Here is a 13952-nt window from a genome sequence, read left to right as displayed (position 1 = left end):
CCTGAACCCGCCCCCGCGGCCCCCAGGAAAGGCCGCGCCGTCCGGTTCCCCCATTGGCAGCGGTGGGCGGCAGGCATTGCCGCCTGTGCCGCGGTGGCCGTTGTGGGCAGCCAGACCCTGAATATGGGCTCGGATGGCCTGTCCACCATGAGCCTGCAGCGCGCCGCCGGCGGGGCTGCATCCAGCACCGCGCTGGCCAGCGCCCCTGCTGCCGCCAACTATAGCCTGGACACCGCCGCAGACAACGGAATGGAGTCGCGCAGCGCCGGTTCGGCCGGTGATACCACCGCCGTGGCGGGGGAGAAGATCATCTACACCGCCTATCTCAGCCTGGAGACCAAGGACTACGACACCGCCCGTGCCGACCTGGAACAGGCCCTGGCCGAGGCCGGCGGCTGGATGGAGAACAGCAGCGAGTCCAATAACAGCGACAACACCCGCAGCCTGTCCATGACCCTGCGCGTGCCGGAGGAAAACTATGAGAGTTTCCTGGAGGCCGCCGGCCAGACCGGCAGCGTGGTGACCCGCAGCGAACAGGCCGACGACGTCACCGCCCAGTATACCGACGTGGCGGGCCGCATCGCCAACCTGGAAGGCCAGCGGGACCGCCTGCGGGAACTGCAGGCCAGCGCCGAGAGCCTGTCCGACCTGCTGGACATCGAGGCCCAGCTGTCGGAGGTGCAGTATCAGCTGGAGAGCTGGCAGAGCCAGCTGGACTGGTACGACGACCAGATCGCCAGCTGCACCGTCACCGTCAGCCTGCGGGAAGTGGAGACCTACACCCCCACCGGTTCCAACTTCTTTGAGCGGATGGGCGCCGCCTTCGCCGAGGGCTGGCAGAACTTCGTCCGCGGCCTGGCTGCCATCGCGGTGACCCTGGCCGGCCTGTGGCCGGTGGTGATTCTGGTGGCCGCAGCGGCTGTCGCCGTCGTGGTCCTGTTCAAGCGCCGCCGCCGCTGACCCCGCATCCCGGGCTTTTGAACCCCGCCCAAGAAAAATTTTCAAAAAACTATTGACATCCACCCCGTCCTGTGCTATTATAATGGAGCACTGAGCGATACGACATCGCGAGGCGCACAAAGGAGTCAGCCGAAAGGCCGGCCAGATAGCGCGGGGTGGAGCAGTCCGGTAGCTCGTCGGGCTCATAACCCGAAGGTCGTTGGTTCAAATCCAGCCCCCGCAACCACCAAACACCCGTTAGCGTACAAAACGCTGATGGGTGTTTTTCTTTGCGTATACGCGAAAGTTCAATTAACATTCAACAGGGCGGCCGAGGAGCGGCACAGCGGCATAACCGGCGGCTGACAGGCGGCGGGGAACGGCCTGTGAAAACAGGCCCTGCCCTGCCTGCCAAACGCAGCCGGAGAGCGGAAAAGCCGCTTCCTCATCGTTTTGAGAGACACACCCCCGCCGGAAAAATCCACATAGAGATTTAACACCCCGCATCTGCCCCCACAAAAAAGCGCAGCGCGTTTCCCATGGCCTGGAAAGTGCGCTGCGCCTTTTTGGTTTTCACCTCAGTGGGTGCGGCCCTCTGCGGTGTTCAGATCGGTCTGGTGGGTCTCGATGGCCTCAATGGCGGCCTCGATGCCCCGGGCGATGTCCTGCATGGACAGGCAGGGGGCCGGAGAAGGCCGGTTGACCACCTGGCTGGGGACAAAGGGGACGTGCATAAAGCCGCCCCGCACACCCGGATAGTGTTTGGCCAGGGTGTACAGCACGCCGTACATCAGGTGGTTGCAGACGAAGGTGCCTGCGGTGTTGGACACGCTGGCGGGAATCCCTGCGTTCCGGATATTCTGCACCATGGCCTTGATGGGCAGGGTGGTGAAGTAGGCGGGGGCGCCGTCCTCAAAGATGGGCAGGTCAATGGGCTGGTTGCCCTCGTTGTCCTGGATGCGGGCGTCGTCGATGTTGATGGCGACCCGCTCGGGGGTCAGATCGTAGCGGCCGCCGGCCTGTCCGATGCAGAGGACGGCATCCGGCTTTTCCTTTTCGATGGCGGCAGCCACCGTGTCGATGGATTTCCGGAATACGGTGGGCACCTCCAGCTTCACCACTTCCACGCCGCCCACCTGGTCGTGAACCAGCTTCACCGCTTCCAGAGCGGGGTTGATGGAGTCGCCGCCAAAGGGATCGAATGCTGTCAGCAGCAGTTTCATAGCAGTATTTCTCCTTAAAATCCGTTTTGAAAAGATACTGTGCGGTCCCGGATGGGGGCCGCACAGATCAAGCTTAGAAAGCCAGCAGGTACATCAGCACGATGTGGATTGCCAGCATGGTCAGAGCCACAGGAGCCTGGGCCTTGATGATGGAATACTTGTCCTTGGTCTCCAGCAGAGCCGCGGGCATGATGTTGAAGTTGGCGGCCATGGGGGTGAGCAGGGTGCCGCAATAGCCTGCCGTCAGGCCCATGGCGCCCACAACCACCGGGTTGGCCCCCTGCATGATCAGGAAGGGGATGCCGACGCCCACGGTAATCACCGAGAAGGCTGCGAAGCCGTTGCCCATGATGATGGTGAACAGAGCCATGGCGACGCAGTAGACGGCCACAGCGATCAGGCGGCTGCCGTCGGGGATCACCTTTTCCACGCCGGAGGCGATGACATCGCCCACGCCTGCAGCGGTGAACAGGGAGCCCAGAGCAGCCAGAACCTGCGGCAGGATGCCCACAGGGCCCACGTTGTCCATCAGGCGGGTGCCGTCGGATACAGCGTAAGAGGGCTTGCACTTAAAGAGTGCGAAGGCGATGAACAGGGCAACCAGGGCAGAGACGCCGATGGCGTTGTTGGCGCCCAGGCTGGTCCAGAAGGTGGCGACCAGCACCGCAGTGAGGGCCAGCGCCAAAGCGGGGATAAAGACCTTGTAACCCATCCGGTCCGCATGGGCGCGGGTGGTTTCGGGGCTGGGGACGTCGCTCTTGCTGGGACGAACTTTCCCCAGCGCGGTGAGGACGGCCATCAGAATGACGCAGACGCCGGTGACGTATTTGGGCAGATAGGGGCCGGCGATGAAGGTGAAGGCGAGGATAAACCAGAATCCCGCGGTTAAGAACCGGGAGCCCAGAGCGCTGTCACGCAGCGCCTTGATGCCGGTCAGAATAAAGATCAGGCCGATCACACAGTAAAAGATCTCGGCCACCACCGTACTGAAAGTCCACTCCATTATTTCTTGCCCTCCGTGCCGCTTTTTTTGTACTGGGCGTTCAGCTTCTTGTCAAACAGCAGGTTGAACGCGGTGCCCACAATCACTGCGCACAGCGCAATGGGCAGAGACCAGAGAGCAATCTGCAGGGCGTCCACCGGGTAGCCCTGTTCCGAAAGGGTGGAGACGATCAGCAGGGTGCCGGATGCGCCCATAAAGCAGTTCTGTGCAAAGAAGTTGCCGTAGTTCTCGTTGCTGGCGCACAGGCCCTTGATTTTGTCCTCGGTGGCCTCGTCGATCTTGCCGTAGCGGGCCACGGCTGCGCCCTGGGCCATGGGGTTGATCAGGGGGCGCACAAACTGGGGATGGCCGCCGATGCGCAGCGAGAAGGCCGACGCAATGGAACGGATCACCAGGTAAATGGACACCACGCGGCCGGTGGTGGCGTTTTTCAGTTTGCGGATGAAGTCGACCGCCTTGTCCTTCAGGCCGTAGCGCTCACACATGCCGATGACCGGCAGGGTCAGCACGAACAGGGTGGCGGTGCGGTTGGTAATGAATGCGTTGCCCAGCACATCCAGAATCTCCAGCGGGGTGAGACCCGCCACCAGACCCGTGACAACGCCGGCGACCACAACGGTGGCCAGCGTGTCAAACTTCAGAATAAAGCCGACCACCACGATGAGGACACCTATGAGTTTTAGGATTTCCATCCAATGATACCTCCTTGCATTTTGTGGAGAAAAAGCTTCTTTCTCCACTGAGTCGGTATCAGCTTATCATGATTTCCTATTTATTTCAATAAAGTTTCGAAAGAGGATGGGCCTTTTGATCCAATTCTTGAATTTCCCTGCGGGATTCAGAACCAGCGCCGGACGGCCTCGCCCTGTTCCATCAGGCAAAAGTTCCCGGCCCAGAGGGTAGGGGCTTTGATGACGATGTCAAAATGCCCCTGCGCGTTGTGCTGCCCGCCCAGGGCCAGATTCCGGCCCAGACCGATGTGGAAGGTCCCATAGGTGGACTCGTCCTCGATATAGCAGTTGCCCAGACACTGGGCTTTGCGGTTCAGGCCGATGCCGAACTCGGCGGCGCAGTACGTTTCGGGGTCCTGGAAATGGGCCAGATACTCTTTCAGGCGGCGGCCGTCGGGGGTGTCCCCGATTTCCACCAGGTAGCCTTCTTTGAAGATGAGCTCCAGGGGCTGTTCCAGACGGCCAATGTACCCCAGGGAGCCGTCTACAACCACCCGGCCCTGGGTGGCGGTTTCCACGATGGGCACGTACACCTCAAAACTGGCGGAACCGCACTGGCCGGCCCGGGCGGCGGTGCCGTTGAAAAAGCCGGCCCGGCGGCCCCGGGTGGAAAAGGTCAGATCGGTTCCCAGAGAGGTTACCGCCCGCAGAGTGCCGGTGGCGTTGATCCGCCGCACCATGGGGCGGGCCATCCGGGCGGCGGCAGCCGGGTTCATGGAAAGGAAATCGTATTCAAACATGGAGCGGCCGTCGTTGGTGGACAGCGGCAGGGAGAGAAAGCGTGCGCCATGGTGCAGGGCATAGTCCACCGCGTTGGTGGTGATAAAGGAGTAGTTGGTCGCCCCAATCACCACGTCGGCGTAGGACATGATCCGCCGCATTTCCTCCACACAGTCTCCCCGCTGTACCTCGTTGGAGGAGAGCACCGACACCTTGGTCACAATTCCGCGCTGTTCGGCCGCGGTGACAAAGGCTTCGGCCTCCCGCAGGTGGGATTCATCGGTGATAAAATAAAAGACTTCTTCGGGTTTTCCCCGCAGCCAGTCCGATACGATCACGGCTGCGCCATGTTCCAGTTCCATCCAACATCTACCATTCGGCCGTTCTGCTGCGACCTGCCTCTCCTGTGTCGTTCCGTCTTATTCTGCGCAAGACGCACTATTTTCATTATATCGGGGCCGCGCCGGCCCTGTCAAGGGGAGGGCGGCGTTCCGGTGCGGTGCCGCTCCCGGCCGCCGTATGGCTGCCGTCGGCGCTGGCCCTGCCCGGGAGGGAATGGAGCAAGCCGGCGTCCCCGCAGCCGGGACAGGAAAGAGAAAAACAGCGCCTGGCTTCTATAAAAAGTCAGGCGCCGTTTTCATGGTTTTAAGACAATCTCCGGTGGGGCGTGAACCGGGCAAGATGGTTCCCGCCGGTGAAAAGCAGATCTGGCCCCGGCTGTGATGCGGCCGGGGATGGAACACAAACCCGCTTCCGGATGTCAGGCCGGCAAAGCGTCGTGTTTTCTGAGGAACATTTTTGTGGACAGACAGGTGATCCCGATGCCCAGCAAAACCATCAGCAGGCCTGCCATGAGCCCAAGGGTTCGGTTTGTGGTCAGCAGGGCGTAGAGCGGCATCGACAAGAAGGAGCCAAGATTGATGGTGCCATGAATCACCATGGTGACCGCAAGGTTATCGGTCCGCCAATAGATCCAGGCCAGCAAAATCCCGACGACAAACACCGATGGCCAGGAAAGCATCCGGTGTCCCAGCAAAAAGAAAACAGATGAGCATACGACGGCTGTTTTATAGGAGAAGGATCTGGAAAAGGACCCAAATAGGATTCCCCGGACCAGGAGTTCTTCCAGGACGGGTATCAGCACCACAGTGGTTACTATGGACACCGTCAAAAAGAAAGGATCGGGAAGTGTTTGTTCAGAGGTTATCTTGCCGCTCAAAAAGCCAAAAAGAATCCCTGTTTTGGAAATCAGAGCCAGGCCAAGGCCAATTCCGAGACAAAAGAGGAGCTGAGAACCCTTCAAATCCCGGCTGCTCATATGCAGCATCTGTTTTCTGTGAAGCAGGAAGGCATACACCATCAATAAAATGCCCCCGGTAATGGTCATGTAATACGGTACTGAGATATAAGTATACACCACGAATTGCACTAGAAAATAACTGATAAAAGCCAAAATTGCCTGGTACGGTTTCATATGGATTCATCCTCCTTTCATGCAATCAAAATGGCCAATGGGACCATACCATCAACAGAAATACAGCCGGCCCGTAAAATGGAACGCGGGCCGCTGCCGGCAACCTGAAAATCACACCCTGGCAAACAGCAAAACCTATTATACACATTATAGCACGGAATTCTCAAAAAGCAGCAGTTTTATTGGAGCGGGGGATGGGCCCTCCAACCAAAAAAGGCAGGCGTCCCCGGGAACAGAGGGGGAACGCCTGCCTTTGGCTGAGTCAAACTCTCAGCCCAGGAGGAAAACATACATGACGATATAGTGGCACAGGCTGCCGGCCATCACAAAGAGATGGAAGATCTCGTGCATCCCGAAATTGGGGTGGCGCTGTTCAAAGCCGGGGCGCTTGAGGGCGTAGATGACGCCGCCCACCGTGTAGAACAGCCCGCCGGCCAGCAGCCAGCCGAAGCAGGCGGGGGACAGGCAGGACAGCAGCTGGGGCAGCGCAAAGATGCAGGCCCAGCCCATGGCGATATACAGCACCGAGGACACCCACTTGGGGCAGAACACAAAGAACAGCATGGAGCAGGCCCCCAGGATGGTGCAGCCCCAGATCACCGCCAGCAGGATGCCGCCGGACAGCCTGGGCAGCGCCAGCAGGCACACCGGGGTGTAGCTGCCCGCAATGAGGACAAAGATCATGATATGGTCGATCTTTTTCAGCAAAGTTTCCCGGGGATGGGCGGCGGGGATGGTGTGGTAGGCGGTGCTGGCGGCGTACAGCGCAATCAGGCTGAATGCGTAGATGGTCATGGACAGCAGGGCCAGAGGCTGGCCCGACTGGGCCGCCTTGATGATGAGGGGGATGCTGGCCCAGGCGAAGCCGATGGCCCCGATGAAATGGGAGATGGCGCTGGCAGGGTCCTTGATATACAGGGTGTGGCGCCGGATCGGGTAGGGCTGACGGGAAGCGGCAGACATGTTCATGGTTGGATCATCCTTTCCTGTCCCTTGGGCATCAATCTGTTGTATGCTGTATCCGGCCAAAGGGTGCCGCTCCGGGCGGCAGCCTCCGGCTGTCGGGATTGCCTTTAGCTTTACACAAGGTTTTGAAAAACTTGATATCAGATACTATACATCACAATCTTTCCCCTGTCAAGCCTAAAAATTTTGAGGGATTGGCGGGAGCGCCCTTCGCACAATCCACAAAAGCCGGATGTACATTTTGTAGGATGCGCAAAAAACAGGTCCGCCATCCCGTCAAACGGCGAGAAAGAATGGCTCCTCTGCCTCAGAGCTGCCCGGCAAAAAAGAAACGCACCAGACGAAACCGTCCGGTGCGTTTTTGGTTTGGCTGCCTGCACGCCCTTTCTGCGGGGACGTGCAAAAAGAGCAAAGAGGTCAGGCGGGCGGCCTGCGCCAGCCGCTGCGCCTGGACAAGGCGGCTGCCGGGAGCGCCGTCACCGGCTTATAGGGCCGCGGCGCCCGAAATGCTAAAGAGAGGTCGTTGGGCGTCTCCCGCGCGGGGCCTGCCGGTGTGCGTTCCAACCCCCGGCGGTGCCGGCGCTGTGGCCAAGAGAGGGTGTCAGTCCAGATCCTCGCCGTTGGTGGCGATGACTTTTTTGTACCAGTAGAAGCTGTCCTTGCGCAGACGACTGTAGTCGCCGGTGCCGTCGTCGTACTTGTTGACGTAGATGAAGCCGTAGCGCTTGGCCATTTCGCCGGTGGAGGCGGACACCAGGTCGATGCAGCCCCAGGGGGTGTAGCCCATCAGGTCCACGCCGTCCTTGACAGCCTCGGCCATCTGCTGGATGTGGCTGCGCAGGTAGTCGATGTGGTAGCTGTCGTGGACGGTGCCGTCGGCCTCCAGAGTGTCGTAGGCCCCCAGACCGTTCTCCACCACCATCAGGGGGATGCGGTAGCGGTCATAGATCTCGTTCAGGGAGTAGCGCAGGCCCTGGGGATCAATCTGCCAGCCCCAGTCGCTGGCCTTCAGGTAGGGATTCTTGAATCCGCCCACAATGTTGCCGTCGATGTGGTCGGCGTCCTTGTGGGTGGTGACGCAGTTGGACATGTAGTAGCTGAAGGTGTAGAAGTCCACTGTGCCCTTTTTCAGGATTTCGGCGTCGCCCGGCTCCATCCGGACGGTGACGCCCTGGTCGGCCCACATCCGCTTGGCGTAGCTGGGATATTCGCCCCGCACCTGGACGTCGGAACAATACCAGTTGGTCTGGCGCATGGCCTGCTGGTTGGCCAGAATGTCGGCGGGGTCGCAGGTGTAGGGATAGGTGGTGATGAAGCAGTCCATGTTGCCCATCTTGAACTGGGGATAGTGCTGATGGGCGTAGTCCACCGCCAGGGCGCTGGCAATGAACTGGTGGTGCAGCGCCTGGAACCGCTCCTGGGGCTTGTCCGGCACCTGGGTCATGGGGCCCTCAAAGCCCTGGATGGTGCCCAGGCCCAGCACCGAGCCCATGGGCATCATGCCGCAGTTGATCTCGTTGAAGGTGAGCCAGTAGGTGACCTTGTCCTTGTACCGCTCAAAGATGGCCTTGCAGTAGTTCATGTAGAAGTCTACCAGACGGCGGTCGGCCCAGCCGTTGTACTTCTGGGCTAGAGCGTAGGGCAGCTCATAGTGGCTGATGGTCACCAGAGGCTGGATGCCGTGGCGCTTGCAGCAGTCGAACACCCGGTCATAGAAGGCCAGACCGGCCTCGTTGGGCTGGGTTTCCTCGCCGGTGGGGAAGATGCGGGTCCAGTTGATGGAGGTGCGGAACACCTTGAACCCCATCTCGGCAAAGAGGGCGATGTCCTCCTCGTAGTGGTGGTAGAAGTCGATGGCCTGATGGCTGGGATAGAGCCGGTCGGGGTGGATGGTCTGGGTCACCCATTTGGGATTGGTGTGGCTGCCGTTGGTGCAGTGGTCGGGCACGCTTTCGCCCTTGCCGTCCACGTCCCATGCGCCCTCAAACTGGTTGGCGGCGCAGGCGCCGCCCCAAAGGAAATCATCGCGGAAAACGCTCATGGTGAATCACCCTCCTAAAAACATAACAAAACGGGGCGCAGCATGGCGGCCGCGCCCCTCTTTCTGTTCAGCAGCTGTGTGCCGGATGCTTATACATAAATATACAAGACCCCGCCCCAGCCTGTCAAGAAGGCCCGCGGCCGGCCGCACATAAAAAGGGGGCCTTCCCTGCTGCAGGAAGGCCCCGGGGCATATGGTGCGAAAGGAGGAAAAATCAGAACAGACCGGTGATGCGGCCGTCGTCGGTGACGTCGATGTTGACGGCGGCGGGGACCTTGGGCAGGCCGGGCATGGTCATGATGCTGCCGCAGATGACCACCACAAAGCCGGCGCCGGCGGCCAGACGGACCTCACGGACGCTCATCCGGAAGCCGGTGGGAGCCGCCTTGAGGGCGGCGTTGTCGCTGAAGCTGTACTGGGTCTTGGCGATGCAGACCGGCAGATTGCCGTAGCCCATGGCGGTCAGCTCGTCCAGGGTCTTGGCGGCGGCGGGGCTGTAGTCCACGCCGTCGGCGCGGTAGATCTTGCCGGCCACAGCCTCGATCTTCTCCCGCAGAGAGGCCTCCAGGGGATAGGTGTACTGGATGGGACGGTCCTCCATGATGGACAGGACGGCCTCGGCCAGGGCCTTGCCGCCCTCGCCGCCCTTGGCAAATACCTCGCTCAGGACGCAGGGCACGCCCTGGTCGGCGCAGAACTGGGACACGATGGCCTGCTCTTCCTCGGTGTCGGTGGGGAAGGCGTTGACGGCCACCACCACCGGCAGGCCGAAGTTGTCCTTCATGTTCTCAATGTGGCGGCCCAGGTTGGCCAGACCAGCCCGGACGGCGTCGGGATTGGGGTTGTTCAGGTCGGCCTTGGCCACGCCGCCGTGGCTCTTGAGGGCCCGGACGGTGGCCACCAGGACGCAGGCCGAGGGGGCGATGCCGGCGGCCCGGCACTTGATGTCCAGGAATTTCTCGGCGCCCAGGTCAGCGCCGAAGCCGGCCTCGGTGACCACATAGTCGGCCAGGGCCAGGCTGAGACGGGTGGCCATGACGCTGTTGCAGCCGTGGGCGATGTTGGCGAAGGGACCGCCGTGGATGATGGCGGGGTTGTGCTCCAGAGTCTGGACCAGGTTGGGGTCGATGGCGTCCTTCAGCAGGGCGGCCATGGCCCCGGCGGCGCCGATCTGGCCGGCGGTCACCGGCTGGCCGTCGTAGGTGTAGGCGCAGACAATGCGGGACAGGCGCTCTTTCAGGTCGGCCAGGCTGGAGGCCAGGCAGAACACCGCCATCACCTCGCTGGCCACCGTGATGTCAAAGCCGTCCTCCCGGGGGGTGCCGTTGACCTTGCCGCCCAGGCCGTCCACGATGAAGCGGAGCTGACGGTCGTTCATGTCCATGCAGCGCTTCCAGGTGATGCGGCGGGGATCGATGTGGAGGGGGTTGCCCTGCTGGATGCTGTTGTCGATCATGGCGGCCAGCAGGTTGTTGGCGGTGCCGATGGCGTGGATGTCGCCGGTGAAGTGGAGGTTGATGTCCTCCATCGGGACCACCTGGGCGTAGCCGCCGCCGGCTGCGCCGCCCTTCACGCCAAAGACGGGGCCCAGCGAGGGCTCACGCAGGCAGAGCATGGTCTTTTTGCCCAGGGCGCACAGGGCGTCGGCCAGGCCCACACTGGTGGTGGTCTTGCCCTCGCCGGCGGGGGTGGGGCTGATGGCGGTGACCAGAATCATCTTGCCCTGCTTGGCGGGGTTCTCGGCCAGATGATGGTTGATCTTGGCCTTGTAGTGGCCGTAGGGGATGACGTCCTCGGGCTGGAGGCCCAGCTGGGCGGCAATCTCGGTGATGGGGCGGAGGGTGGCTTCCTGAGCGATCTCGATGTCAGACTTCATAGCAGTTTTCTCCTTTGCTGACAAACAAAAAGGGCAGCGCTGCGCGGCAAATACCGCGCAAGGCTGCCCAGACGGTCGGCTTTGACGAACTCCCGGTCCGCATGTGGTGATACTCCACACAGGGGAAGCAGCGCTTCCCGCTTTCCGTCAGCGAACAGGGATTCCTTGCTTTGTAAGAATAACACAGAGGCCCGGCGCTTGTCAAGACTGACTGTGCGCGTCCGGGTTACACGGCGGGCACATACCCCGCTTTTTCGATGCAGCGGACGCCGTCCTCGGTGGACAGCCAGTCATAGACCTGACGCTCGGGGCTGTCGGCGGCGGCCGACGCCCGGATCACCGCATAGAAATCGTTGCACAGGGGGTACTCCTGGCTGGCGATGGTGTCGTTGGAGGGGGTCACGTCCTCCACGGCCAGCAGCCGCAGGCCCGGCTGGCTGTACATCTGGTCGATGTAGTAGTAGACCGAGAAGCCGATGGCGTTGGCGCTGTTGTTGTAGGAGGCGATGCTGTCCACCAGGCCGCCCATGGAGGCGGGGGCCAGCTCGGTGGGAGCCTCCATCAGCTCGCCGTCCCCGATCAGCAGATTCTGGAACAGGGTCTGGCTGCCGCTGTCCTCTCCCCGCTGGAAGGCCACAATGGGGGTGTCGTCGCCGCCCACGTCCTTCCAGTTGGTGATGTGACCGGCGTAGATCTCCCGCAGCTGGTCCTGGGTGAGGCTCTGGACCGGGTTGTCCTCGTTGACGATAAAGACCAGGGCGTCCCGGCCGATGGCCTTCTGTTCCAGCTGGGTGCCGGCCTGGGCGATTTCGTCTTTGACGTAGTCGGGGGCCTCGTAGACAATCAGGAGCTGGGCCAGATCGGAGTCGTAGACCCCCATGTTCTCCCAGGCGTAGGCGGTGGTGCTGACCGAGATGGCGCTCTGGGCCTCGGTGAGGTCGGCGCCGGTGGTGTCGGCCATGATCTGGGCCATCAGGGGGATGCAGGCGGTGGAGCCGTCCACCCCGGGGAACTCCTCCGGGGTCAGAAAGGGCTCAGCCGGTGCGGCGCTGGATGCGGAATCCTCCGAACTGGCGGAGGAAGAAGCCAGACTGCTGCACCCGGCCAGCAGGGCCGCGGCGGTGCCCAGACCCAGGGCGGTCAGAAAGCTGCGTCGGGAGATAGAAGCGGTACGAAACATAAAAATGCCTCCTTAAATTACCAATAGTAGTGCCCGTCGTCGTCCGACAGGGAGGAAAAGACGCTTTCGGAGTAGACCCAGGCCCCGGTGTAATCCATAAAGCCCCGCTCAAAGCCCCGCCGCGCCGGGAAAATCCCGTCGGGCAGTTCGTAGACGGTGGGGGATACCACGTCGGCCAGGCCGCTGAGAAGGATGTTCCCATGGCTGTCCACCACGTTGTAAAGGGTGCTGTTGCCCAGGCCAGTGTAGGCAGCCTGATAGAGGGGGCCGCTGGGACCGTCGGTCAGGTAGAGCAGACGGTCATAGGTCATGCCGGGGTCGGTGGAGGTGTCGTACAGCAGGCCGGATGCGTCGTAAATCTGATAGGCCACCGACTGATAGTCCTCCGACTCCAGGGACAGCAGGATATAGCCGTCCTCAAAGCTGTAGATGGAGGCCTGTGCCGCGCCGTGGAGCTCGGGGACCAGAATGGTCTGGGAGCCGTCCTCACCGCAGATCAGCAGGCTGCCGTCCTCCAGCAGGAAAACGGCGCTCTCCCCGTCCAGATCGTAGGACAGAGAGCTGAGCAGGGGCAGGGCCGAACCGTCGGCCAGGTAGAGGATGCTGCCGCCGTCGCCGTCCGATACCAGCGCCATGTCCGGGCTCCAGTAGGAGCAGGGGGCGTCATAGAAGGCCAGGGGAGCGGGGTCGTCCAGGGTGCGCACCACATACTGGCCGTCCGCCTGCTGGTAGCAGAGCATCTCCTCCCCGCAGAAGCTGAAGAACCGGGGGATGTACTCCTGGGTGGCGGGGTTGTAGAAGCTGGTGGTCCATTCCTCGGCGGATGCGTCGTAGATCTGAATGCCCACATAGCCGGTCTCGCCCTCAAAGCCGTAGGCCTGGAAGGCGTAGGCGTTGTCCACCCGCAGCAGTTCATCCCCGTCCAGGGTCATCACCTGCACCGAGGAGCTCTCCATGTCGGCCCGCTGGGGGTCGGAGGTGACGGTCAGCACCACCTGGTCCTCGTTGGTGGGGATGCAGCTGGTGGTGTTGGCGGGCAGGGGGATCTCTTCGCCGTTGCTCAGGTCCACCAGACGGCAGCCGGTTTCGCCGTTGGGCCCGGCGTCCACCCGGCGGGGGCCCGGCTCCAGGGCCAGCAGATCATCGGACAGGGCCGCCCGCCACTCGCCGTCCTCCGACCAGAGCAGTTCGCCCTCGTCGTCGTATACGGCGGTGTACCAGCCGTCGGGGCCGTTGCCGCCCTTCTGCCAGCCCACCGGATGGCCGGTGTCGGGGCTGCTCAGAAGACGGATATCCTCGGAGGGCTCACCTTTGTACAGCACCTGGTCGCCCCGCAGCAGGGTGCCGCCGCCGGTGCTGTTGGCACTGTATAAAAACCGGAGGGTGTCGTCCTCAATGATCACCACCGGCCGGGGGCCGGCGGGTTCTTCCTCCACCATCTGGGAGGATTCGTTCAGGGGGGCCAGCGGAGCACAGCCGGCCAGGGCGGCAGCCAGCGCCAGGCATGCCATGGGAACGATGTATTTTTTGCGCATGGTTGTTACCTCATCTTATCATTGCCTTTTCCAGATGCCAAAATTTGGCCCTGGTACTTTTAATACGGTCCTTCTGCCGTTTAGATTGCGAAAGAAGTATGACTGTTGTGTGATAAATCTGAGGAAACGCCCGGCACAAAAAAAGCCCCCGCCCGAAGTGAACCGGTCCAAATTGTGCGGACAGTACAAAAAAGCCCCAAGTGTAGGATATTAGGATTCAGCAGGAGTGGCGGAGCGTTAGCGGAGCCACTCCTGCTTTCGTTT

Annotated in this window: 11 protein-coding genes and 1 tRNA gene; 2 read left to right on the top strand and 10 right to left on the bottom strand. The window is 61.7% G+C overall.

From position 1 onward, the window contains the following. Together B5F27_RS14245 and B5F27_RS14240 are read left to right on the top strand one after the other, a co-directional pair. On the top strand, positions 1-960 hold a 960-nt coding region (locus tag B5F27_RS14245), incomplete at its 5' end, for a DUF4349 domain-containing protein (protein WP_087368774.1). A 149-nt stretch (positions 961-1109) separates the two neighbouring features. Beyond that, positions 1110-1186 (top strand) — tRNA-Met (locus B5F27_RS14240). A 331-nt stretch (positions 1187-1517) separates the two neighbouring features. On the opposite strand, the gene pcp is transcribed toward B5F27_RS14240, so the two are convergent. The 10 genes from pcp to B5F27_RS14190 all read right to left on the bottom strand — a co-directional run bounded on the left by pcp (position 1518) and on the right by B5F27_RS14190 (position 13688). After that, positions 1518-2162: a pyroglutamyl-peptidase I gene (gene pcp / locus B5F27_RS14235; protein WP_087245174.1), complete on the bottom strand. Its 645-nt coding sequence runs from the start codon at positions 2160-2162 to the stop codon at positions 1518-1520. Positions 2163-2235: 73 nt separating this feature from the next. Continuing rightward, positions 2236-3165 (bottom strand): DUF979 domain-containing protein, encoded by a 930-nt coding sequence (locus tag B5F27_RS14230; protein WP_087368773.1) that lies wholly within the window; start codon positions 3163-3165, stop codon positions 2236-2238. Beyond that, positions 3165-3857 carry a DUF969 domain-containing protein gene (locus B5F27_RS14225; protein ID WP_087368772.1) on the bottom strand — a complete coding sequence of 231 codons (693 nt, stop codon included), beginning with the start codon at positions 3855-3857 and terminating at the stop codon, positions 3165-3167. Before B5F27_RS14225 ends, B5F27_RS14230 begins: the two co-directional genes overlap by 1 nt. A 146-nt stretch (positions 3858-4003) precedes the next feature. Continuing rightward, positions 4004-4978 carry a peptidase gene (locus tag B5F27_RS14220; RefSeq protein WP_087368771.1) on the bottom strand — a complete coding sequence of 325 codons (975 nt, stop codon included), beginning with the start codon at positions 4976-4978 and terminating at the stop codon, positions 4004-4006. A 398-nt stretch (positions 4979-5376) separates the two neighbouring features. Next, positions 5377-6090 (bottom strand): type II CAAX endopeptidase family protein, encoded by a 714-nt coding sequence (locus tag B5F27_RS14215; protein ID WP_087368770.1) that lies wholly within the window; start codon positions 6088-6090, stop codon positions 5377-5379. A 270-nt stretch (positions 6091-6360) separates the two neighbouring features. Further along, positions 6361-7059, bottom strand: coding sequence for a hemolysin III family protein (locus B5F27_RS14210; protein ID WP_242962205.1), 699 nt, complete (start codon positions 7057-7059; stop codon positions 6361-6363). A 598-nt stretch (positions 7060-7657) separates the two neighbouring features. Next, positions 7658-9097, bottom strand: coding sequence for a family 1 glycosylhydrolase (locus B5F27_RS14205; RefSeq protein ID WP_087368769.1), 1440 nt, complete (start codon positions 9095-9097; stop codon positions 7658-7660). A 214-nt stretch (positions 9098-9311) separates the two neighbouring features. Then, on the bottom strand, positions 9312-10973 hold the full coding sequence (locus B5F27_RS14200; protein ID WP_087368768.1) for a formate--tetrahydrofolate ligase: 1662 nt from the start codon (positions 10971-10973) through the stop codon (positions 9312-9314). A 226-nt stretch (positions 10974-11199) separates the two neighbouring features. Next, complete coding sequence (locus B5F27_RS14195; protein WP_087368767.1) at positions 11200-12153, bottom strand: substrate-binding domain-containing protein; 954 nt, start codon at positions 12151-12153, stop codon at positions 11200-11202. A 17-nt stretch (positions 12154-12170) separates the two neighbouring features. Next, positions 12171-13688 (bottom strand): DUF5046 domain-containing protein, encoded by a 1518-nt coding sequence (locus tag B5F27_RS14190; protein ID WP_087368766.1) that lies wholly within the window; start codon positions 13686-13688, stop codon positions 12171-12173. Between the last annotated feature and the right edge of the window lie 264 nt (positions 13689-13952).

It is taken from the genome of Faecalibacterium sp. An192, assembly GCF_002160175.1.
Classification (GTDB): domain Bacteria; phylum Bacillota; class Clostridia; order Oscillospirales; family Ruminococcaceae; genus Faecalibacterium.
This window is presented reverse-complemented; position numbering and strand designations above follow the sequence as displayed.